The 20,861-nt window shown below is 73.8% G+C and carries 19 protein-coding genes; 13 read left to right on the top strand and 6 right to left on the bottom strand.

All coding sequences use genetic code 11. The features are described 5' to 3' along the window. Positions 1-117 precede the first annotated feature (117 nt). The gene (locus ACIQBJ_RS21105; RefSeq protein WP_400712444.1) at positions 118-1,431 is read left to right on the top strand and encodes an FAD-dependent oxidoreductase; all 1,314 of its coding nucleotides are present in this window, start codon (positions 118-120) and stop codon (positions 1,429-1,431) included. A gap of 274 nt (positions 1,432-1,705) precedes the next feature. Here ACIQBJ_RS21105 and ACIQBJ_RS21100 read toward each other — a convergent pair whose 3' ends face one another. Together ACIQBJ_RS21100 and ACIQBJ_RS21095 are read right to left on the bottom strand one after the other, a co-directional pair. Beyond that, positions 1,706-2,146: a hypothetical protein gene (locus ACIQBJ_RS21100; RefSeq protein WP_400712441.1), complete on the bottom strand. Its 441-nt coding sequence runs from the start codon at positions 2,144-2,146 to the stop codon at positions 1,706-1,708. Between the two features lie 79 nt (positions 2,147-2,225). Next, positions 2,226-3,839 carry a regulator gene (locus ACIQBJ_RS21095; protein WP_400712438.1) on the bottom strand — a complete coding sequence of 538 codons (1,614 nt, stop codon included), beginning with the start codon at positions 3,837-3,839 and terminating at the stop codon, positions 2,226-2,228. 298 nt (positions 3,840-4,137) lie between these two features. Between ACIQBJ_RS21095 and ACIQBJ_RS21090 the strand changes: the two genes are divergently transcribed. The 7 genes from ACIQBJ_RS21090 (at position 4,138) to ACIQBJ_RS21060 (ending at position 11,519) form a co-directional block, all read left to right on the top strand. Beyond that, positions 4,138-4,911, top strand: a complete 774-nt coding sequence (locus ACIQBJ_RS21090; protein ID WP_400712435.1) for a 3-hydroxybutyrate dehydrogenase — start codon at positions 4,138-4,140, stop codon at positions 4,909-4,911. Positions 4,912-4,972: 61 nt separating this feature from the next. Further along, the gene (locus tag ACIQBJ_RS21085) at positions 4,973-6,328 is read left to right on the top strand and encodes an MFS transporter (protein ID WP_400712432.1); all 1,356 of its coding nucleotides are present in this window, start codon (positions 4,973-4,975) and stop codon (positions 6,326-6,328) included. Between the two features lie 124 nt (positions 6,329-6,452). Continuing rightward, positions 6,453-8,345, top strand: a complete 1,893-nt coding sequence (locus ACIQBJ_RS21080) for a helix-turn-helix domain-containing protein (protein WP_400712429.1) — start codon at positions 6,453-6,455, stop codon at positions 8,343-8,345. Between the two features lie 117 nt (positions 8,346-8,462). Continuing rightward, positions 8,463-9,302, top strand: coding sequence for a lipoyl(octanoyl) transferase LipB (gene lipB, locus ACIQBJ_RS21075; protein WP_400712426.1), 840 nt, complete (start codon positions 8,463-8,465; stop codon positions 9,300-9,302). A gap of 133 nt (positions 9,303-9,435) precedes the next feature. Then, positions 9,436-10,392 (top strand): lipoyl synthase, encoded by a 957-nt coding sequence (gene lipA / locus ACIQBJ_RS21070; RefSeq protein ID WP_400712423.1) that lies wholly within the window; start codon positions 9,436-9,438, stop codon positions 10,390-10,392. A 166-nt stretch (positions 10,393-10,558) separates the two neighbouring features. Beyond that, positions 10,559-10,723 (top strand): hypothetical protein, encoded by a 165-nt coding sequence (locus tag ACIQBJ_RS21065; protein WP_400712420.1) that lies wholly within the window; start codon positions 10,559-10,561, stop codon positions 10,721-10,723. Positions 10,724-10,832: 109 nt separating this feature from the next. After that, complete coding sequence (locus ACIQBJ_RS21060) at positions 10,833-11,519, top strand: DUF4191 domain-containing protein (RefSeq protein WP_400712417.1); 687 nt, start codon at positions 10,833-10,835, stop codon at positions 11,517-11,519. Between the two features lie 141 nt (positions 11,520-11,660). Here the strand turns inward: ACIQBJ_RS21060 and ACIQBJ_RS21055 are convergent, their stop codons facing one another. Then, complete coding sequence (locus tag ACIQBJ_RS21055) at positions 11,661-12,128, bottom strand: RDD family protein (RefSeq protein ID WP_400712414.1); 468 nt, start codon at positions 12,126-12,128, stop codon at positions 11,661-11,663. A gap of 343 nt (positions 12,129-12,471) precedes the next feature. Between ACIQBJ_RS21055 and glnA the strand changes: the two genes are divergently transcribed. Both glnA and ACIQBJ_RS21045 read left to right on the top strand, forming a co-directional pair. Beyond that, positions 12,472-13,884 (top strand): type I glutamate--ammonia ligase, encoded by a 1,413-nt coding sequence (gene glnA / locus ACIQBJ_RS21050; RefSeq protein ID WP_400712411.1) that lies wholly within the window; start codon positions 12,472-12,474, stop codon positions 13,882-13,884. Positions 13,885-14,041: 157 nt separating this feature from the next. Beyond that, entirely contained in the window at positions 14,042-14,509 is a 468-nt protein-coding gene (locus ACIQBJ_RS21045) for a hypothetical protein (protein WP_400712408.1), read from the top strand. Positions 14,510-14,522: 13 nt separating this feature from the next. Here ACIQBJ_RS21045 and ACIQBJ_RS21040 read toward each other — a convergent pair whose 3' ends face one another. Next, positions 14,523-15,134, bottom strand: a complete 612-nt coding sequence (locus tag ACIQBJ_RS21040) for a Crp/Fnr family transcriptional regulator (RefSeq protein WP_400712405.1) — start codon at positions 15,132-15,134, stop codon at positions 14,523-14,525. 362 nt (positions 15,135-15,496) lie between these two features. On the opposite strand from ACIQBJ_RS21040, the gene ACIQBJ_RS21035 reads away from it, so the two are divergent. The 3 genes from ACIQBJ_RS21035 (at position 15,497) to ACIQBJ_RS21025 (ending at position 18,762) form a co-directional block, all read left to right on the top strand. Next, positions 15,497-16,372: a hypothetical protein gene (locus ACIQBJ_RS21035; RefSeq protein ID WP_400712402.1), complete on the top strand. Its 876-nt coding sequence runs from the start codon at positions 15,497-15,499 to the stop codon at positions 16,370-16,372. Positions 16,373-16,481: 109 nt separating this feature from the next. Then, positions 16,482-17,660, top strand: coding sequence for a hypothetical protein (locus tag ACIQBJ_RS21030; RefSeq protein ID WP_400712399.1), 1,179 nt, complete (start codon positions 16,482-16,484; stop codon positions 17,658-17,660). 172 nt (positions 17,661-17,832) lie between these two features. Further along, the gene (locus ACIQBJ_RS21025; protein WP_400712396.1) at positions 17,833-18,762 is read left to right on the top strand and encodes a helix-turn-helix transcriptional regulator; all 930 of its coding nucleotides are present in this window, start codon (positions 17,833-17,835) and stop codon (positions 18,760-18,762) included. A gap of 23 nt (positions 18,763-18,785) precedes the next feature. Here ACIQBJ_RS21025 and ACIQBJ_RS21020 read toward each other — a convergent pair whose 3' ends face one another. After that, the gene (locus ACIQBJ_RS21020; RefSeq protein ID WP_400712393.1) at positions 18,786-19,454 is read right to left on the bottom strand and encodes a response regulator; all 669 of its coding nucleotides are present in this window, start codon (positions 19,452-19,454) and stop codon (positions 18,786-18,788) included. Beyond that, positions 19,451-20,659 carry a sensor histidine kinase gene (locus ACIQBJ_RS21015; protein WP_400712390.1) on the bottom strand — a complete coding sequence of 403 codons (1,209 nt, stop codon included), beginning with the start codon at positions 20,657-20,659 and terminating at the stop codon, positions 19,451-19,453. The genes ACIQBJ_RS21020 and ACIQBJ_RS21015 overlap by 4 nt, the downstream gene beginning before the upstream one ends. Between the last annotated feature and the right edge of the window lie 202 nt (positions 20,660-20,861).

Genomic DNA, 20,861 nt, shown 5'->3' with positions numbered 1-20,861 from the left:
CGGACCATGACCTGGGCCCCCGCTGCCCGCCCCCGGCACCCGCCCGCCCGCACCCGGGCCCGGCACCGCCGCGCGCGGCGGCCGCGGAGGGCTCCACCAGGGAGGGAGCACCCACTCGTGCCTGCACACGACCTGACCGGCCGCGCCCGTACCGCCCACCCCGACGCGGTGGTCGTCGGCGCCGGCGTCGCCGGGCTGACCGCCGCCGCCGCGCTCACCGCCCAGGGCCTGGACGTCCAGGTCCTGGAGGCCACCGAGCGCGTCGGCGGCCGGATGGCCACCCGGGAACTCGACGGCTTCCGGCTCGACCACGGCGGCCACCTGCTCAACACCGCCTACCCCGAACTGGGCCGCCGCCTCGACCTCGACCGGCTGGAGCTGCGCCCGCTCTCCCCCGGCGTCCTGGTACACAGCGGCGGCCGCACCTACCGGGCGGGCGACCCGCAGCTCACCCCGGCCCGGCAGGCCGCCACCCGCGGCCCGCTCGGCACCCCCCTCGACAAGGCGCGGCTCGCCTCCGCGCTGTCCCGGATCGCCGCCACCCCCGCGCACCGGCTGCTGGCCCGCCCCGAGACCACCGCCGCCCGGGCGCTCGCCGACCGCGGCCTGCCCGCCCGCACCGTCGACGGCTTCCTGCGGCCGCTGCTCGCCGCGCTGCTCGCCGACCCGGCCCTCGGCACCTCCAGCCGGGTCGCCGACCTGGTGCTGCGGTCCTACGCGCTCGGCCGGCTCTGTCTGCCGGCGGCCGGCATCGGGGCGGTCCCCGCCCAGCTGGCCGCCCGCCTCCCCGAGGGCACCGTGCGGTTCGGCGTCGAGGTCACCTCGGTCGGCACCGACGGCGTGGAGACCGCCGCGCACGGCCGGGTCCGGGCCCGCGCGGTGGTGGTCGCCACCGACGCCGCGACCGCCTCCACCCTGGTCCCCGGCCTCCGGCAGCCCGGGTTCCACCCCGTCACCACCTACTACCACGCCGCCGGGAGCTCCCCGCTGGGCGAGGCCGTCCTGCTCCTGGACGCCGAACGCGGCGGCGTCTCGCACTCGCTCGTCCTCAGCGACGCCGACCCCTCCTACGCCGCCGACGGCCGCGCCCTGATCGCCACCACCGTCCTCGGCCGCCGCGCCTTCGACTCCGGCGGGCCGGCCGGCGACGAGCCCGCCGTCCGGCGACGGCTGGCCGAGCTGTACGGGACCGACACCTCCGGGTGGGAGTTCCTGACGGTCCGCCACGTCTCCGACGCGGTGGTCGCGATGCCGCCCCCGCACCACTTCCGCCGCTCGGTCCGGCTGCTCGCCGGGCTGTACGTCTGCGGCGACCACCGGGACACCGGGACGGTGCAGGGCGCACTCGTCTCGGGCCGACGGGCCGCGACGGCGGTCCTCAAGGACCTCGGCCTGCGCGCCGTACCGGGGGTGGCGGAAGCCGCGGCGTGAGCAGTCCGGCTTTCGGGGCCCGGGGAATTCTCGGGCGGACGAGGGTGCGACATCAGGGGCCCGGGGAACGGCGGGGCCGAGAGGCGATGCGCCGGGACACAGCGGGGCGCGACGGGGCTTTCGCCGAGGACCTTCGGCCCGAAACGGGGTGGCGCACAGCGGCCCGTCGGTCACCCGCCCCTCGGCACCGCCGTTCCCCGGGCCCCTGGAGCTTCGCTCCCCGGGCCCAGGACGGAGCTTCGCAGGCCCGGCGGAGCCCTGCCCCGGCGGAGCCCTAGGCGTCGCGGCGGAGGTGGGAGCGGAGGCCCCAGTGGGCGGCGAGGGCGAGGAGGAGGGCGGCGGAGAGCGGGAGGGCGGCTGCGCGGCCGGTGAGGAGGGAGAGGGTGCCCTCGTCGGCGCAGTCGCCCGCGCAGACCGTCGTCACGGTCGTGACCAGGCAGGCCGCTCCGGCGACGGCACTGTAGAAGGGGCAGAGCCAGGGGTTGGTGGCGACCCTGCGGGGCAGCAGGACGACCGGGACGGTGATCAGGCCCGCCAGGGCGGTCATGAAGAAGCCGCCCAGGACCGGGCCGATCGTCGGGACGGGGCTGCCCGTGATCGTCATCTCGGCCGCGGCGCCCCAGAGGAGGCCGCCGACGCCGGTCGCCGCGACCACCCGGACGTACATCATGATCCGCCAGGAATGGTCCGTGGCAGGGCTGTTGTCCGAACGCACGCTGTGCTCTCCCCCAGTGTGCGGAAGGAGACTGTACCCGGAGGACCGGTGGGCCCTCCGGGGTGCGGCGGGGTCGGGGTCAGATCACTCCGGCCTGGCGGGTGGCCTCCTCGAAGGCGCGGGCGGCGGGGGTGGTGCGGTAGGGGGCGAGGCGGCGGTGGAAGTCGCGGAGGTACTCGACGGTGCGCGCGGAGCGCATCTCGCCGGCGGCCCGGAGGCCGTCGGTGGCCATCGAGCAGGCCTCGTCCACGTCGCCCATGCCGAGGCGGGCGGAGGCGAGCACCAGGCGGCAGAGGATGCGGCTGCGGGCGTACGCGGGGGCCCGGAGCCGGAGCGACTTCTCGGCGTGCTGGGCGGCGGGCCGCCACTGCTGGAGGTCGCGGTAGCAGTGGGCGAACTCGTCGGCGAGCTGGGCGTCGTCGAAGTAGCGGGCCCAGGACGGGACTTCGTCGGCGGGGCGGGCGGTGGCGAGGGCCCGTTCGCAGCGGACCAGGGCGGTGGTGCAGGCCCGGACGTCGCCGGCCAGGGCGTGGCCGCGGGCCTCGGCGGCGTGCATCAGGGCCTGGACGACGGGGACGGCGGTGGTGCCGACGCCCTGCTGGGCGACCCGGGCGAGCTGGATGGCCTCGCGGGCGTGGCCGAGGTGGACGGCCTGCTGGCTCATGGTGGTGAGGACGAAGCCGCCGAGGACCCGGTCCCCGGCCGCCTGGGAGAGCCGCAGGGCCTGCACGAAGTAGCGCTGGGCGAGGCCGTGCGCGGAGATGTCGAAGGACGTCCAGCCGGCCAGCCGGGTGAGGTCGGCGACGGCGCCGAACAGGGCCCGGCCGATCTGCTCGCCGTACCGGCCGCGGAGCATGGGTTCGGCCTCGCTCTCCAGGTAGCGGACCAGGGCCTGCCGGGCGTGGCCGCCGCCGTAGGCGTGGTCGAGGGCGCGGAACAGGTCGCCGACGGCGCGGATCGCGGCGATGTCGCCGCGGCCGACCCGGACGGGGGGCCGGCTCTCCCGGGCCTCGGGGGCGGGTTCCGCACCGGTGGGGGCGGCGTGCCGGCGCGGGGCCTGCGGGGGGACCCGGGCGCCCGCGGGGGCGGCGCGCAGCTCCTCCGGGGGGAGGGTGCTGCCGTCCCGGGCGACGCGTTCGTCGGTGCGGCCGATCAGCCAGTCCCGGCTGGGGACGACGAGTCCGGCCGGGGTGAAGGCGATCTTGCGGAGTTCGGCGTAGGGGCCGTTGTCCTTGCGCCACATGGAGGCGACGATGTCGACGGCCTCCTGCGGGGTCTCGGCGAACTCCAGCCCGGCGTAGACCGGGGCGCAGGCGTCGAGGCCGACGTCCTGGGCGGTGAGGCGGCGGCCGAGCCGGCGGGTGAACACCTCGGCGATCAGCGCGGGGGTCGCGCCGCGCGGCTGCTGGCCGCGCAGCCAGCGGGTGACCGAGGTCTTGTCGTAGCGCAGGTCGAGGCCGTGCTCCAGGCCGAGTTGGTCGACCCGGCGGGCGAGACCGGCGTGCGAGAAGCCGGACTCCTCGATGAGCGCGGCGAGTTGGGGGTTCTGGGCACGCCCGCTGGGGGCGGTGGAGCCGGTCGGCCCGGTGGCGTGCGGAGGGGTCTCGGCCGCTCCGGTCGGGTGCGGGTCGAGCGGGTCGTGCGGGTCGAGCGATCGGTACGCCGGGCTGTCCATGACGGGCCGTTGGGGCATAGCAGTCCACACCTCTCAGGCGCCGTTCCGGCCCCTCCTGCCCGGGACGGCGCCCCCTGATCGGGAATCGGCGCGAATGTAGCGAGCATTGGGACGCTATGGGTGGATTCGGACCCTCCGTCCACCGAACGGGTGAACCAGCCCCGCCCGTTGTGAGGAAGCACGGGCCCGGCGTGTTTGGCTTCGGGAGCCGCTGCCCGCGTTCCGGGGGCATGGTGGGCGGCACCACTCGTGGGCGGGATGCTGTGGTGCCCGCCCACATCGTTGGCGGGGCCGTGAATTCCTACCGTTCTCGGCCATGGACACCTCTTCTGCCCCGCTCCCCCAGCTCTCGCTGCACGGCCGGACCGCGCTGGTCACCGGGGCCGCCTCCGGCATCGGCCGGGCCTGCGCGGAGGCGTTCGCCGCGGCGGGCGCCCGCGTGTACGTGGTCGACCTGGCGGCCGGTCCCGCCGAGGAGCTGGCGGAGCGGATCGGCGGGGTCGCGCACGTCGCGGACCTGTCCGACCCGGACGCGGTGGAGGCGCTGCCGACCGACGCCGACATCGTGGTCAACAACGCGGGCCTGCAGCACGTCGCGCCGGTGCACGAGTTCCCGGTGGAGCGGTTCACGCTGATCCAGCGGGTGATGGTGGAGGCCCCGTTCCGCATCCTGCGCCGTACCCTGCCGCACATGTACGAGCAGGACTGGGGCCGGGTGGTCAACGTGTCCTCGGTGCACGGCCTGCGGGCCAGCCCCTTCAAGTCGGCGTACGTGACCGCCAAGCACGCCCTGGAGGGCCTGAGCAAGACGGTGGCCCTGGAGGGCGCCCCGTACGGGGTGACCAGCAACTGCATCAACCCGGCCTACGTGCGCACCGCCCTGGTGGAGCGTCAGATCGCCGCGCAGGCGCTGGCGCACGGCATCCACGAGGACGAGGTGGTGGAGCGGATCATGCTCGACCGCACCGCCGTGAAGCGGCTGATCGAGCCGTCGGAGGTGGCGCAGCTCGCCGTCTGGCTGTGCTCGCCGGGTGCCTCGTACATCACCGGCGCGAGCCTGCCCGTGGACGGCGGCTGGACCGCCCACTGACCGTCCGTCCGCCCCGTACCGCCCCCTACGCCCCGCCCCTACGTCCGCAAGGGATTCCCCCATGGCTGCCTCCCCCGACGTCGCGAGAACCGGCTCCCTGCCCAGGGTGGTCGCCGCCTCGCTGATCGGCACCACCGTCGAGTGGTACGACTACTTCCTCTACGGATCGGCCGCGGCGCTGGTCTTCGGGCACGTGTTCTTCCCGAAGGCCGATCCGCTGACCGGCACCCTGCTGTCCTTCCTGACCTACGCCATCGGGTTCGCCGCCCGGCCGCTGGGCGCGCTGGTGTTCGGGCACTTCGGCGACCGGATCGGCCGCAAGCGGCTGCTGGTGCTGAGCCTGCTGCTGATGGGCGGGGCCACCACGCTGATCGGCTGCCTGCCGACGTACGACCAGGCCGGGGTGGCCGCCCCGGTGATGCTGACGGCGCTGCGGCTGGTGCAGGGCTTCGCGCTGGGCGGCGAGTGGGGCGGGGCGGTGCTGCTGGTCTCCGAGCACGGCGACCCGAAGCGGCGCGGCTTCTGGGCGTCCTGGCCGCAGGGCGGCGCGCCGGCCGGGAACCTGCTGGCGGCGGGCGTGCTGTCGCTGATGACGACCGTCCAGTCGGACGCCGCGTTCCTGGACTGGGGCTGGCGGGTGCCGTTCCTGCTGTCCGCGGTGCTGGTGGGGGTCGGCCTGTGGATCCGGCTCGCGGTGGACGAGTCGCCGCTGTTCAAGGCGGCGCTGGCGGCGGCCGAGCGGCAGGGCGGGAAGGAGACCCCACCGCTGCTGGCGGTGCTGCGGGACAGCTGGCGGGACGTGCTGGTGGCGATGGGCGCCCGGATGGCGGAGAACATCTCGTACTACGTGATGACCACCTTCGTGCTGGCGTACGCCGTCGGCCACGCCCACCTGCCCAAGCAGACCGCGCTGAACGCGGTGCTGATCGGCTCGGCGGTCCAGTTCGCGCTGATACCGGTGTTCGGGGCGCTCTCCGACCGGGTCGGCCGGAAGCCGGTCTACCTGGTGGGCGCGGTCGGGGTCGGCGTCTGGGCGTTCGTCTTCTTCGGCATGGTCGACACGAAGGACTTCACCGCGCTGGTCGCCGCGATCACCGTCGGACTGGTCTTCCACAGCATGATGTACGCCCCGCAGGCGGCGTTCTTCTCCGAGCTGTTCGCCACCAGGACCCGCTACTCCGGGGCCTCGATCGGCGCCCAGTTCTCCTCGGTCGCGGCCGGCGCGCCCGCCCCGCTGATCGCCACCGCGCTGCTCAAGGACTACGGCAGCGCCACCCCGATCGCCGTGTACGTGGCGATCGCCGCCGTGATCACCGTGTTCGCGGTGCTCTGCGGCCGGGAGACCCGCGGCGCCGACCTGGCCGGGCCGGAGGCCGGCCCCGGGGTGGACTCCGTGAAGGCGGCCACCGCGGCCTGAGCACTTCCGGCAGGATCGGGGCCGCGCCACCGGGCATCCGTCCGGCGGCGCGGCCCCGGCCCGTTCGTGCGGCGGGCCGGGGCGCACGGGGGGCAACGGGGGCACGAGCGACAGGGAAGACCGAATGGACCGCCACACCACCGCCGCGCCGGCGCTGCGCAGACTGCTGGACCTGCTGGCCACCGGCGCCGCCACCGAGGACTTCGGCGAGGTGCTCGCCGACGCCCGCCGCCGCGGCGCGCCCGCCGAGGTGCTGGGCGAGATCGACGACGCCACCTGGCAGGCCCTGCGGGTGCACCGGACGATGCGTCAGCACCGCAGGCGGGAGGCCGAGTTGACCGCCCTGTTCGACACCGCGGGCGACCTGGCCGCCTCCCGCGACCTGGACGCCGTGCTGCAGGCCATCGTCCGCCGGGCCCGGATGCTGCTCGGCACCGACACCGCGTACCTGACGCTCCCCGACGAGCGGGCCGGCGACACCTACATGCGGGTCACCGACGGCTCGGTGTCACCGCTCTTCCAGACCCTGCGGCTCAGCCTCGGCGACGGCCTCGGCGGCCTGGTCGCGCAGACCGCCCGCCCCTACGCCACCCACGACTACCGGGTCGACGAGCGCTTCCGGCACACCGGCCAGATCGACGCGGGCGTGCTGGACGAGGGCCTGGTCGCGATCATCGGGGTGCCGCTGCTGCTCGGCGGCACCGTGATCGGCGTGCTGTTCGCCGCCGACCGCTCGCCGCGGGCCTTCTCCCCCGACGAGGTCGCGCTGCTGTGCACGCTGGCCGCGCACGCCGCGATCGCCCTGGACACCGCCAAGTCGCTGGCCGACACCCGGGCCGCGCTGGCCGAACTGGCCGCCGCCAACGGCGTCATCCGGGCCCACTCGGCGGCCGTGCAGCGCGCCGAGCAGGCCCACGACCGGCTCACCGACCTGGTGCTGCGCGGCGCGGAGGTCGCCGACGTGGCCGCCGAGGTGGCCGCGCTGCTGGACGGCGCCGCCTCCGTCCACGACGCCGAGGGCGGCCCGCTGACCGGCCCCGGCGCCGTCCCCGACGGCCTGGCGGAGGCGGTCGCCGCCTCCCGCGCCCAGGGCCACGCGGTCCGGCACGGCGCGGAGTGGGTGTGCGCGGTGCTCGCCGGGCAGGAGCTGCTGGGCGCCCTGGTGCTGCACGGGCGGCCCGAACTGGACGACGCCGACCGGCGGGTGTTCGAGCGGGCGAGCGTGGTGACGGCGCTGCTCCTGCTGCTGCGGCGCTCGGTCGCGGAGACCGAGAACCGGGTCCGCGGCGAGCTGCTCGCCGACCTGCTGACCGCGCCGGACCGCGACCCGGCGGGCCTGACCGCGCGCGGGCGGCGGCTGGGCGTCGACCTGAACCGGCCGCACCTGGTGCTGGTCGCCGCGGTCGCCGACCCCGCCGCCCGGGAGCGGCTGGCCGGGGCCGCGGCCCGCTACCTGTTCGGCTCGCGCGGCATCAGCGCCGAGTTCGGCGACGGCGTGGTGCTGCTCGTCCCGCACGACGGCGCCGGGGACGGCGAGGCGGCCGCCGCGGCCGCCGAGCGGCTGGCCCGGCTGGTCGGCGCGCCCGTCACGGTCGGCGCCGGGCGGGCCGCGGGCGGGCCGGTGGCGCTGGCCGCCGCCTGGGCGGAGGGCGTGCGCTGCGTGCGGGCGCTGCGGGTGCTCGGCCGGGAGGGCGACGGGGCGTGCGCCGCCGACCTGGGGTTCCTCGGCGTGCTGCTCGGCGACGGCCACGACGTGGACGGCTTCGTCCGGAGCGTGCTCGGCCCGCTGCTGGACTACGACGCCAAGCGCGGCACCGAGCTGGTCCGCACCCTGCGCGCCTACTTCGACTGCGGCGGCAGCCTGACCCGGGCCAAGGACCAGCTGCACGTCCACGTCAACACGGTGGTGCAGCGCCTCGACCGGGTCGAGGTGCTGCTCGGCCGGGACTGGGGCCGTCCGGAGCGGGCGCTGGAGCTGCAACTGGCGCTGCGCCTGCTGCTGCTGGCGGGCGGCTAGGCGGGCGGCCGGGCGCTCGGAAGGGTGCCGGACGGGCGGCCGGGCGGGGCCGCCGGGAGGTTCGGCCACTCGGCGTACAGTGGCGAGGTTGGGCCAGTGGGCGGCGGCAGGGAGCGTGTGGTGAGCGAGAACGTGCGGTTCGTGCGGATGGGGATCGGCGAGCGGACCGTCCCCTACCAGGAGGCGTGGGCGGAGCAGCAGCGGCTGCACGCGCTGCGGGTCGCGGACGAGATACCGGACACCGTGCTGCTGCTGGAGCACGACCCGGTGTACACGATGGGCAAGCGCACCAACCCGGCGGACCTGCCGCTGGACGGCACCCCGGTGGTGGAGGTCAACCGGGGCGGCGAGATCACCTGGCACGGGCCGGGCCAGCTGGTCGGCTACCCGATCGTGAAGCTGCCGGACCCGATCGACGTGGTGGCGTACGTGCGCCGGCTGGAGGAGGCGCTGATCCGGGCCTGCGCCGGGTTCGGGGTGGACACCACCCGGGTCGAGGGCCGCAGCGGGGTGTGGAAGCTGGGCGCGGAGATCCCCGGCGCGGTGGTGGACCCGTCCCAGGTGGTGGAGATCGGCAAGCTGACCCTGCGGATGGGCCTGCCGCTGGGCATCGACCCGCGGCTGGCCGGGCCCGAGTACGCGCCGTCCAACGCGGGCCAGCGCGGCGACGACCGCAAGCTGGCGGCGATCGGCGTCCGGGTCGCCCGCGGCGTCACCATGCACGGCTTCGCGCTGAACTGCGACCCCGACATGACGTCCTTCGACAAGATCGTGCCGTGCGGCATCCGGGACGCCGGGGTGGCCTCGCTGGCCGGCGAGCTGGGCCGTCCGTTCCCGGTCGCCGAGGCCGTCGGGCCGGTGGAGCGGGCGCTGGCCGGGGTGTTCGCCGAGCTGCCGGAGCCCGCCGCGCAGCCCGCCGCCGCGCAGCCCGCCGCCGCGCAGCCCGCGGCCGGTTGACCGGACCGCCCGGTCACGGAATCGGGGCGGCGCGCCCGGTGTTGCCTTCCGAACGAAGGCCCGGCCCGGGACGAAGGCCGTTGAAGCACAGGCGTACCCTGAGTGGTACCCCGTCTAGTTCTAGGAGTCGCACGTGTCCGCTGTCGCACCCGACGGCAGGAAGCTCCTCCGCCTGGAGGTCCGCAACAGCGAGACCCCCATCGAGCGGAAGCCGGAGTGGATCAAGACCAGGGCGAAGATGGGGCCGGAGTACAACGCCCTGCATTCGCTGGTGAAGAAGGAGGGGCTGCACACGGTCTGCCAGGAGGCGGGCTGCCCCAACATCTTCGAGTGCTGGGAGGACCGCGAGGCGACCTTCCTGATCGGCGGCGACCAGTGCACCCGCCGCTGCGACTTCTGCCAGATCGACACCGGCAAGCCCGCCGAGTTCGACCGGGACGAGCCGCGCCGGGTCGCCGAGTCCATCGTCACGATGGACCTGAACTACGCCACCATCACCGGTGTCGCCCGTGACGACCTGGCCGACGGCGGCTCCTGGCTGTACGCCGAGACGGTCCGCCAGGTGCACGCGCTGACGGCCGCCCGCGAGGCCGGCCGCACCGGCGTCGAGCTGCTGATCCCGGACTTCAACGCCGTCCCCGAGCAGCTCGCCGAGGTCTTCTCCTCCCGTCCCGAGGTGCTGGCGCACAACGTCGAGACGGTGCCGCGGATCTTCAAGCGGATCCGTCCGGCGTTCCGCTACGAGCGCTCGCTGGACGTCATCACCCAGGCCCGGGCGGCCGGGCTGGTCACCAAGTCCAACCTGATCCTCGGCATGGGCGAGACCCGCGAGGAGGTCAGCGAGGCGCTGTCCGACCTGGTCGACGCCGGCTGCGAGCTGATCACCATCACCCAGTACCTGCGGCCCTCGCTGCGCCACCACCCGGTGGAGCGCTGGGTGAAGCCGCAGGAGTTCGTCGAGCTCCAGGAGGAGGCCGAGGAGCTGGGCTTCGCCGGTGTCATGTCGGGCCCGCTGGTGCGCTCCTCGTACCGGGCCGGCCGGCTGTACCGCCAGGCGCTGGAGCGCCGCGAGCAGCAGGCCGCGGTCTGAGCCGTCCGGTCCGCGGGGGTGGGTCCGAACGGGCCCGCCCCCGCCGCACGTCCGGGGCAATGAACGCCCGCCCCGGACGTTTCACGTGGCATTGACGGGCGGGTCACCGTACGGTAACGGGCGTCCGGGACGCTGGAGCGGTACCCGGGTCGAGGAGTTGGTGGTCATGCGTACGGGAATCCGGACCGCGCTGCGGCGGGCCGAGCACGTGTTGTTGATCCGGGGGGCGCGGCGGAACGCCTGGGCCGCGGTCTGCGAGAACCGCCGGCTGGCGGGCGAGCGCGAACCGGCCGGGCCGGTGGCCGGCGGGGTGTCCGGGCGCAGCGCCTGAACCGTGCCGCGGCGGCGGGTGCGCGTCCGGCCGGGCTCGGGGAAAGACCAGGGTCACGAACCGGCACCGCCTTGAATGATCGCGGGGGCCGCCACGTACCATGAGCGGTATGGCGAGGCAAAAATCCGATACCCCTGGGCGGCTCGCACAGATCCGCCAGGCATATGTCATGACCAAGAAGGCCGATCCCAAGATCGGCCTGATCATCGCCGGCGTCGGCCTGCTGACCTTCGGCGTGTTCCTCGCCATCGGCTTCGCGCTGGACCACCCGGTCTACCTGGGCATCCTCGGTTTCGTGGTGGCGGTGCTGGCGGTCGCGATCGTGTTCGGCCGCCGGGCCGAGCGGGCCGCGTTCGGGCAGATGGAGGGCCAGCCGGGCGCGGTCGCCGCGGTGCTGGGCAACATCCGCCGCGGCTGGAGCTCGAACCAGACCCCGGTCGCGGTCACCCGCAACCAGGACGCGGTCTACCGGGCGGTCGGCCGGGCCGGCATCGCGCTGATCGGCGAGGGCAACCCGAACCGGGTCCGGCCGCTGCTGGCGTCCGAGAAGAAGAAGATGTCCCGCGTGGTCGGCGACATCCCGGTGCACGACATCATGGTGGGCACCGGCGAGGGCGAGATCCCGCTGAAGAAGCTGCAGATCCACCTGATGCGCCTGCCCCGCTCGATCACCGCCGCCCAGGTCACCGAGACCAACGACCGGCTGCGCGCGCTGGGCGACCTGCTGTCCAAGGCGCCGATCCCCAAGGGCCCGATGCCGAAGGGCGCCCGGATGCCCAAGGGCGGCGCCCGCTAGTCCCGCCCCTCCCCGTACGACACCACGGCCCCGCCGGCGGAGACCACTCTCCGCGGGCGGGGCCGTTCGACTCTCCGCGGGCGGGGCGGTTCGGCGTCCGGCCCGATCGGGGCGGTTCGGCGTCCGGCCCGGTCCGGGTCGTCAGATCCGGACCTCGACGGTGCCGACGGCCTTGTCGTGCAGGCCGCGGGAGTCGCGGTCCCAGACGACGGCCGGGACGACCAGGCAGAGCAGCAGGGTGCGCAGCAGCACCTGCGGGATGGTGGCGCGGCGGCCGTCCAGCCGGACCACCCGCATGCCGAACAGGCGCTTGCCGACGGTGGTGCCGGTGGTGGCCAGGAAGAGCGCCGTGACGGCGTAGAACAGCGGGAGGCTCCACATGTTGGCGGAGCCCACGTCGCCGGCCGCGATCAGGCCGTAGGCGACCAGGTTGACCAGCCAGCCGTCGACGAACAGCGCGCCGAGGCGGCGGCCGGGGCCGGCCATCGAGCCGGGCCCGGTGCGCGGGAGGCCGAGGCGCTCGCCGCGGTGGCCGAAGTCGGCGCCCATCTTCTCGGCGGCCGCCTTCGGGCCGTCGATCCACGATCCGAGTGCTTCTCTGGTGTCCACGAATCCACCCTAACCGGGCTTACGGGCCCGGCCGGTGGCGGCCCCGCCGCCACGGCCCGGCGGGCTTGGCCGCGGCGCGCCGGGGTAACAGCCCTTCGGGGTGAACCGGGTGCGGCCGACTGCGCCAAGTGGTCTGGACCACTTGGCCGCCAGGGGTGCGGCGGGGGCGGGGATTTGCCCCGAACCGTACCGCTATGCCGCCCGCCGGAGCAGCCCGGTTAACATGTGGGAAACAAGCGAGTCACGAACCGGAAACGGGCCGTTCCTATCGTGAGCCCCCTGCGCCGGGGCTCCCGTCGCCCCTGACGGAGACTCAGACCGCGCACGCCGAGGAGGAGTACGGATGTTCACCAACGCCGACGAGGTGAAGCAGTACATCGCGGACAACGACATCAAGTTCGTCGACGTCCGGTTCTGCGACCTGCCGGGCGTGCTGCAGCACTTCTCGGTCCCGGCCGCGACCTTCGACCCGACCGAGACGCTGATGTTCGACGGCTCCTCGATCCGCGGCTTCCAGGCCATCCACGAGTCCGACATGGCCCTGGTGCCCGACCTGGCCACCGCCCGGCTGGACCCGTTCCGCACCGAGAAGCACCTCAACATCAACTTCTTCATCCAGGACCCGATCACCGGCGAGGCGTACAGCCGCGACCCGCGCAACGTCGCCCGCAAGGCCGAGGCGTACCTGGCCTCCTCCGGCATCGCCGACACCGCCTACTTCGGGCCCGAGGCCGAGTTCTACGTCTTCGACTCGGTGCGCTTCGACACCTCCGCCAACGCGTCCTACTACCACATCGACTCGGTGGCCGGCGCCTGGAACAGCGGCTCCGCGGAGGGCGACGCCCGCGGCTACAAGGTCAAGTACAAGGGCGGCTACTTCCCCGTCCCGCCGGTCGACCACTTCGCCGACCTGCGCGCCGAGATGTCCCTCGAACTCGCCAAGGCCGGGCTGGAGGTGGAGCGCCAGCACCACGAGGTCGGCACCGCCGGACAGGCCGAGATCAACTACAAGTTCAACACCCTGCTGCACGCCGCCGACGACCTGATGCTCTTCAAGTACATCATCAAGAACGTCGCCTGGCGGGCCGGCAAGACCGCGACCTTCATGCCCAAGCCGATCTTCGGCGACAACGGCTCCGGCATGCACGTCCACCAGTCGCTGTGGACGGCCGGCTCCCCGCTGTTCTACGACGAGCAGGGCTACGCGGGCCTCTCCGACACCGCCCGCTACTACATCGGCGGCATCCTCAAGCACGCCCCCTCGCTGCTCGCCTTCACCAACCCCTCGGTGAACTCCTACCACCGCCTGGTGCCCGGCTTCGAGGCGCCCGTCAACCTGGTCTACTCGCAGCGCAACCGGTCCGCCGCGATCCGCATCCCGATCACCGGCTCCAACGCCAAGGCCAAGCGCATCGAGTTCCGCGCCCCCGACCCGGCCTCCAACCCCTACCTGGCCTTCTCCGCCATGCTGATGGCCGGCCTCGACGGCATCAAGAACAAGATCGAACCTCTTGAGCCCGTCGACAAGGACCTCTACGAACTCGCCCCCGACGAGCACGCCGCCGTCCCCCAGGTCCCCGCCTCCCTCGGCGCCGTCCTCGACGCCCTGGAGGCCGACCACGAGTACCTCCTCGCCGGCGGCGTCTTCACCACCGACCTGATCGAGACCTGGATCGACTACAAGCGCACCGCCGAGATCGCCCCCATCGCCCTCCGGCCCCACCCGCACGAGTTCGAGCTCTACTACGACCTGTAGGAAGCCCGCGGCCCGCGGGCCGGGAGCACCTCCGAAGGCCGTCGCCCCGTGCGGGGCGACGGCCTTCCCCGTGTGCGGATCTCCGGGCAGCAGTGGTGTCCACCCCCTGTCCCGGACCGCCGGTTGCCGAGACGACAATCGAACACCTGGAGCGCCCGTGAACACGAACGCCGCCCATGCCGCCCATCGGGCCACCCGGTTCGCCACCGTCTACGCGTTGCTCAGAGCTTCGGCGGACGTGGCCGACCACTGGATACAGACCGATCACCAGGCTGCCACCAAAGGCCAGCAGGACGGCGTCGCCGGGCAGTCCGCGGCGGCCGGCCGCCGGGCCTGCGCGGCCCACGTGGCGTCCTACACCGCCGTGCAGGGCACTGCCCTGCTGCTCGCGAACCGGGCCTTCGAGCTCGGACTGCGGCCCTCCCGCATCGCGGCCGCGCTCCTCCTCTCGGCCGCCACCCACTTCGTGGCGGACCGCCGCGAACTGCTGCGCAGACTGGCCCACGCCACCAGGGGCGGGCGCTTCGTCGACCTCGCGGACGGCGGGTTGAACGGCGCCTACCTGATGGACCAGGCCTGGCACCACGGTTTCGAGGCGTGCGCCGCCTTCGTCGCTTCCGGCTGACCGGCACGAGGTGTCAGCCGCACAGTCCGGACACCCGCTCCGCCCATCGTTCCAGGTCGATCGTCAGCATCCCCTTGCGGTCGAAGCGCCCGATCCGGAGGTCGTCCAGCAGGAGCCGCGCCCTGCGGTGCCCCAGTTGGAGGGCTTGGGCCAGGTGGTCCCGGCTGACCTTCAGCACCACCTCACCGGTACGGCTGCCGGACCTGCGGAGTTCGTCGCGGACGAGCGGCCGCACCAGGGTGGCCAGGCGGACCTCGGCGTCCCCGCTCCCCCGGACCACCGACATCTCGTGCGCCCGGTGGGCGAGATAAGTGGTCAGCAGCCGCTCGGCCCGCTTGGACGTCAGGAAGCGGTTGAGGCGTTCGGCCTGTCCGATCAGCACCACCGCCCGCGTGTGCGCGACGACCTGGGCCGTCCTCGGTGCCGCCGGCTCGATCATGGGCGTCTCCCCCACCAGGTCGTCGACGGCCCGGAACGCCAGCACGGTCGGCTCGTCGAGGTGCTTCTCCCATCGCTCGACCCTGAGGGCACCGGTCACCACCACGAAGACCTGGCCCGACCGGGAGTCCTGACGGATCAACAGCTCGCCCGGTTCGAGTTCCCTGGAGCGCCAGCCGTCGATCATTTCCTCCCACCAACCATGCATCAAGAATCGAAAAGTCGTGCCCTCCGGAAGGGCACCGCGGCCGAGTGAGCTTTCACGCATGAGCAGCAAGATAGGGCACTCATTCCCATGTCCGGCCGGTCCGGCGGGAATTGGCATCACCCCGGGCCGGTTCCACTCCCCTCCGCCGTTCTCCCCGGATATTTCTGAAAAATCTTCGGCCCCTTTCCCACCGCGCGCGCGTAGCACAGTTCGGCCCTCCGTGGTGCTACCGATGGCAGCATGCCGCCGCCCCTCCCCGCTCCACACTCGTGAAGGACGAAAACGGACGGCCGGACCGGTAATCCGCTGCCGGTCGGGACAGCACGCGCCCAGGAGGCTCGATGACCAACCCTGCCCACGGCAACCACACGTTCCTGGGCACTCCACTGCCCGAGCACTGCGGCGTCGTTGTTCTGGACCAGGTGGCTTTCACCCAGCAGCCGGGCTCGGTCCAGGCCGAATTCGCTTCTCTGATCGGTCGGTTGACCGACGAGGCGCTCTCCCGCGCCGGTCTCGACGCGGTCCGGGAGAACAAGCTGTTCCTCCGCGACAGGGGCGACGGGTTCGCCTTCGGGTGCTCGCCCAAGCACCTCCCCGAGCTGCTGGACCAGTTCCTCCCCGAACTCCAGGCCGTCCTCGCCCACCACAACGTCCAGCACGGCAGTCGGCAGTTGCGGCTGCGGGCCGCCATCACCTGCGGCCCACTGCCCGCCGAGGGCCTGTCGAGCGACGGTTACGGCACGGCTCGCAACGAGGCCCACCGACTGGTGGATGCCGCCGCACTCAAGTGGGCCATGGCCCAGGCGAGTCCGAACGCGACGCACCTGGGCGTGATCGTCTCGGACCGCGTCTACCAGGACGTCGTGGTCGACCGGTACTGCACGCTCCACCCGGACCAGTTCGTCAGGATCACCGCCACCGTCCCGGGCAAAACCTTCCGGGCGGTGGCGTGGATCCACGTCCCCGCCCCGTCCGGCGGCCTCCTCACCGTGCCGTCGGCCCCTCCCTGCGGGCCGCCCGAGGCGGCGGGCCGGGTGCCCGCCGCGCCCGGGGCCCCGGTGCGCTCCTGCGAGCACCGCACCTCCCACGCCGCGCACGAACTCGTCCTCAGCCTGCAGAACTTCATTCACGTGCTGCGCACGCAGCGGCGGCGGCTGACCGGTCCGATCGACCCCGGCACCGCGCCGCCCGATCCCTCCGAAGAAGCCGTCTCCTGAAGGCGGTCCCGCGATCCCGGCGCCACCCCCCGGTGGCGCCGGCCCGGGCCGCGGATCTCCCGAGCCGCCACGACCACGGCTCGCTCCCGAACCCATCGAAGGGCTCCTCATGACCATCGACACTTCCTCGGCCCTCGCACTCGCCCGGCCGGCCGGACCCGAGCCCGGACCCGAGCCCGGGAGCCGCACGGCGCGACAGCCGCAGAACTGCGCCGTCATCGGCCCGATCGAGGAACCGCGCCCCGAGGCCGCCCCGCCCGACCGGCCGGCCCTCCCGGAGGTCCTGTCGGCCTTCGAGCTGATCGTCGAGCCGGCCTGCGCCCGGCTCGGCATCGAACCAATGCGGTCGGACCGGATCTTCCGATCCGACGAGATCACCGCGCAGGCCTGCGAGGAGCTGCTGGCAGCCGATCTGCTGATCGTCGATGTGAGCGGCGGCAGCCCGGACGTCATGTACGGACTGGGCCTGTGGCGGGCCACCGGCAAACCGGTTGTCCACATCGGGGAGACCGGCCAACTGCCTTTCGATATCGTGCCGTTCCCCACGATCGTCTTCAGGTGCTCACCCGTCGGAATGGCCGAGGCCAGGAACGAGCTGGCCGAAGCGCTCTCCCGGGTGCTGCGCGGGGGAGTCGACCGGCCGGCCCGCGCCCGGGTCCTCCACCCCCCGACCGGGCCCGGCGGCCACGGGTCGGCGGCCCGCGGCCCGGGCGGGGGTTCGGACTCCCCGGAGGGAAGTCCCTCCGGCCTGGTGGAGCAGTTCACCGAGTTGGCCCCGGGGCTGACAGCGACATCCGACCACATCTCCGAGATCATCACGCTGGTCACCGATGTCGCCGCGGCAGCCGAGGAGTTCGGCCCCGGCGTGCGGCGGGCGGCTCGGTCCGGAAGCCCGATGAGCGTCCAACTCGCCTTCACCGAAAGGCTTTCGGCCGCGCTCTCCGAACCTGCCTCCGAACTGCGGAAGTCGGCCCGGCGACTCGCCGTACAGATGGCCGGCATCGACACCTCGGTGCAGGCCGCGCTCGACCTCTTCGAGCGGGTCCCACCGGCCCACTGGAGCGCCGAGGACCGGGAGTTCCTGGGGCAACTGGTCGACATCTCCACCGCCGCCCGCCACGGCGCCGAGACGCTGACCCTGTTCCGGGCCGTCATGGACGTGATGATCGCCGTGCATCACGAACTCCGGGGCCCGGCCCGGGACATCGCCACCGCAGTGGCAGAACTCGGCGGGTCGATGGCGGTGCTGGAGGCGTGGGACCGACGGGCCGGACGACTGACGGCCTGATGACGGCAGCGGCGGTCCTCTTCACCCTTCTCATGAACCAGACCGGCTGTCCGGGAACGGAACTCCGCTTCCGGACACGGACAGATCAAAAGATCGAGGCGGCAACATGTCGGGCATTTTCCATCAGATCGAGGCGAGCGTCCGGAAGGTTTTCGGTGACGAACCGTTCTGCGTGCACGTGGGAAACGTCAAGGATTGCGACATCAAACGACACCCCACATATCCGAATTTCCGCGCCGAGGCGATCCGGTCCGGCGTCCTCTCCGCTCCGACCTCGCGGCTCTGGGAGTCGCTGATCGCCATGGGCCGGCTGGGCGACCTGGCCGGGGACGACACCTGGCGACTGGTCGTCCTGGACTGCATCGTGCCGTGCTTCCGCTCGCTCTCCGTCCAGGTCGCCCGGGAGTTCCGGGTGGAACTGGAGGAGATCCGTTCGGCGATGGTGGTGACCGCGCTGGAGGTCTGGGCGGCCACCGCTTCGGGCGTCTCGCCCCGTCTCGTGCGGGACCGCATGGTGAAGGCCGCGTTCGACGTCGCCTTCCGACGGGGGAGGACCGGCACGCCGGAGTACACGACGGACCGGCTCGACATCTTCGTTCCGCCCGAGGCGCCCGATGCCGGCCGCTCGCTGCGGGCCTCGTCGATCATCGACGTCGGACAGGTCCGGGACGCGGAGGTCGCGGAGCAGATCAGGGGGGAACGGCTCGGGGCGCTCCTGCACGGGCTGGGCTGCTTCGAAGCGGTGCAGGGCTTCCACGAGGAGATGCGGGCCGGGCGCCGGTCCGGGTCGATCAGTCCTGCGGTGAAGACCTCCGGCCTGGCCCGGTCGCGGTTCTCCAACAACAACCTGTACTACTACGCCTCGGACCTGTACCCGTCGTTCATCGGGCTCCGGGAGGCCGCCCACGTGATCGGGCTCCCGGAGTCCACCGCGTACCGGTTGATCCAGGCCGGGGAGTTCCCCGTCCCGGTGGCACGGGCCGGCAACAGCTACAAGGTCTCCGTCCGGGCCCTCATGCACTTCACCGACATCCCGGACGCCATCGTCCACGCCGACGACATCGAGAACGGCGCCCGCCACGCGAGGGGCGCCACGCGTTGAGGCCGGCGGACCCCGCAGACCCGTCAGGGGCGCGGGGTGACGAGGGCGGATTCGTAGGCGGCGATGACGGCTTGGGCGCGGTCGCGGACGTCGAGTTTGGCGAAGAGGTTGGTGATGTGGTTCTTGACGGTGGAGTGGCTGATGTCCATGGCGGCGGCGATGGCGGCGTTGTCGAGGCCGGTGGCGATCAGGCGCCAGACCTCGGTCTCGCGGGGGGTGAGGTCCGGGGCCGGGGCGGGCGGGGGCGGGGTGGTGGTGGGGGCGGGGGTGCGGATGTAGGTGGAGAGGAGGCGGGTGAGGAGGCGGGGGGCGACGACGGCTTCGCCGGTGTGGACGGTGCGGACGGCCGTGGCGAGTTCTTCCGGGGAGACGTCCTTGGGGAGGAAGCCGTGGGCGCCGGCCCGGAGTGCGGCGACCACGTACTCGTCGAGGTCGAAGGTGGAGAGGGCGAGCACCCGGCAGTCGGGGAGGGTGCGGGCGAGTTCGCGGGTGGCTTCGACGCCGTCGAGGCGGGGCATCCGGATGTCCATCACGACCACGTCGGGCCGCAGGCGGTGGGCGAGTTCGACGGCCTGGGCGCCGTCCTCGGCCTCGCCGACCACCTCGAAGGACGGGTCCGGGGAGAGGATCAGGGTGAGGCCGCGGCGGACCAGGGGCTGGTCGTCGGCGACCAGGATGCGGATGGGTGTCATGGCTGGGCCGCTTCCTCGGGGGTCAGGGGGAGTTCGGCGCGGACGGTGAAGCCGCCGCCCGGGCGGGGCCCGGTGTGCAGGGTGCCGCCGTGGACGGCGACGCGTTCGCGCATGCCGATCAGGCCGTGCCCGCCCCCGGTGGCGGCCGGGGAGGGGGCGCCGCCCGGGCCGTCGTCCTGGACGGTGAGCAGCAAGTGGTCCTGGCGGTAGGCCAGTTCGACGGTGGCCCGGGCGTCGGGGCCGGCGTACTTGCGGGCGTTGGTGAGGGCTTCCTGGACGATCCGGTACACCGTCAGGCCGAGGGTGGGCGGCAGTGCGCGCCGGTCCCCGGTGACGGTGAGCCCGGTGGGGAGGCCGGCCCGCCGGGAGTCCTCGACCAGCCGGTCGAGGTCGTCGGCGCCGGGCTGCGGGGCGGGCGGCGCGGTGTCGGGTTCGTCGCCGGCCCGCAGGACGTCCAGGAGTTGGCGCATCTCGCGGAGCGCGAGGCGGCCGGAGGACTCCAGGGTGACCAGGGCCTCGCGGACCACCTCGGGGTTCGCCAGGTTGGCCCGGGCGCCGCCCGCCATCAGCTGCATGGTGGTGATGTGGTGGGCCACGATGTCGTGCAACTCCCGTGCGATGCGCCGCCGTTCCTCGGCGACGGCGCGGTCCGCGAGCAGGCTGCGGTTGGCCGCGACCTCGCGCTGCCAGCGGCCGAAGGCGTACCCGGCGCAGGCCACCATCAGCGCGGAGAACGGCGCGGACAGCAGCACCTCCCAGGACGGTGCCCGGAAGTGGCTCTGGGCGACCACCGCGGTCAGCGCCGTCGCGGCGGCGGCACCCGCCGTCACCCCGACGCTGCCGGCCCGGGCCACCGCGTAGAGGGCGACCGCCAGGACGGCGCCGAAGTGCGGGGTGCCGGGACCGAGCAGGTCGGCGCCGCCCTGCAGGACCAGGACGACGGCGAGCGCCCGGAGCGGGGCGCGGCGGCGGGCGAGCAGCGGCAGCGCGGACAGCACCAGGAGCAGGAAGCCGGCCAGGCTGGTGGTGCCCTCGCCGCCCATCGCGTCGAGGAGCAGGAAGCCGAGTACGTCCAGCAGGGCGGCCCCGACGGCGATCATGGCGTCGGTCTGGGTCCAGAGCACCGCGGTCCGGCCGGCCCGCGGTGGGCCCGCGCTCGGCGGGTCGGCGACCGCGACGGCGCCCCGTTCGACTCCGGTGTCCATCCGCGTCCGCCCCTCGCCCGTCGGCCCGCCCCTGCCGACCAGCCCCGATGCGTCCATTCTGGCACCGGCGCCGGGGTCGGTCGTGCACCGCGGGGGCGAGGCGGGGAGGGCGGACCCGGGAGCACGGTCCCAGGCGGGGGCGGGAGGAGGAGCGCGGGCCCCGGTGCGGATCGTCCCTCGCCCCGACGTCCGGGGCGGGGGT

Origin of the sequence: Kitasatospora sp. NPDC088391, assembly GCF_044753345.1 — a bacterium.
Classification (GTDB): domain Bacteria; phylum Actinomycetota; class Actinomycetes; order Streptomycetales; family Streptomycetaceae; genus Kitasatospora.
The sequence above is the reverse complement of the archived record's forward strand: the minus strand, read 5'-3'. Positions and strand labels throughout refer to the sequence as shown.

Coding starts and splice junctions, on each gene's coding strand:
- ACIQBJ_RS21095 (WP_400712438.1), bottom strand. CDS start 3,839: ATGCCCCAACGGCCCGTCATGGACAGCCCGGCGTACCGATCGCTCGAC.
- ACIQBJ_RS21090 (WP_400712435.1), top strand. CDS start 4,138: ATGGACACCTCTTCTGCCCCGCTCCCCCAGCTCTCGCTGCACGGCCGG.
- ACIQBJ_RS21085 (WP_400712432.1), top strand. CDS start 4,973: ATGGCTGCCTCCCCCGACGTCGCGAGAACCGGCTCCCTGCCCAGGGTG.
- ACIQBJ_RS21080 (WP_400712429.1), top strand. CDS start 6,453: ATGGACCGCCACACCACCGCCGCGCCGGCGCTGCGCAGACTGCTGGAC.
- ACIQBJ_RS21065 (WP_400712420.1), top strand. CDS start 10,559: ATGCGTACGGGAATCCGGACCGCGCTGCGGCGGGCCGAGCACGTGTTG.
- ACIQBJ_RS21060 (WP_400712417.1), top strand. CDS start 10,833: ATGGCGAGGCAAAAATCCGATACCCCTGGGCGGCTCGCACAGATCCGC.
- glnA (WP_400712411.1), top strand. CDS start 12,472: ATGTTCACCAACGCCGACGAGGTGAAGCAGTACATCGCGGACAACGAC.
- ACIQBJ_RS21040 (WP_400712405.1), bottom strand. CDS start 15,134: ATGATCGACGGCTGGCGCTCCAGGGAACTCGAACCGGGCGAGCTGTTG.
- ACIQBJ_RS21035 (WP_400712402.1), top strand. CDS start 15,497: ATGACCAACCCTGCCCACGGCAACCACACGTTCCTGGGCACTCCACTG.
- ACIQBJ_RS21030 (WP_400712399.1), top strand. CDS start 16,482: ATGACCATCGACACTTCCTCGGCCCTCGCACTCGCCCGGCCGGCCGGA.
- ACIQBJ_RS21020 (WP_400712393.1), bottom strand. CDS start 19,454: ATGACACCCATCCGCATCCTGGTCGCCGACGACCAGCCCCTGGTCCGC.
- ACIQBJ_RS21015 (WP_400712390.1), bottom strand. CDS start 20,659: ATGGACACCGGAGTCGAACGGGGCGCCGTCGCGGTCGCCGACCCGCCG.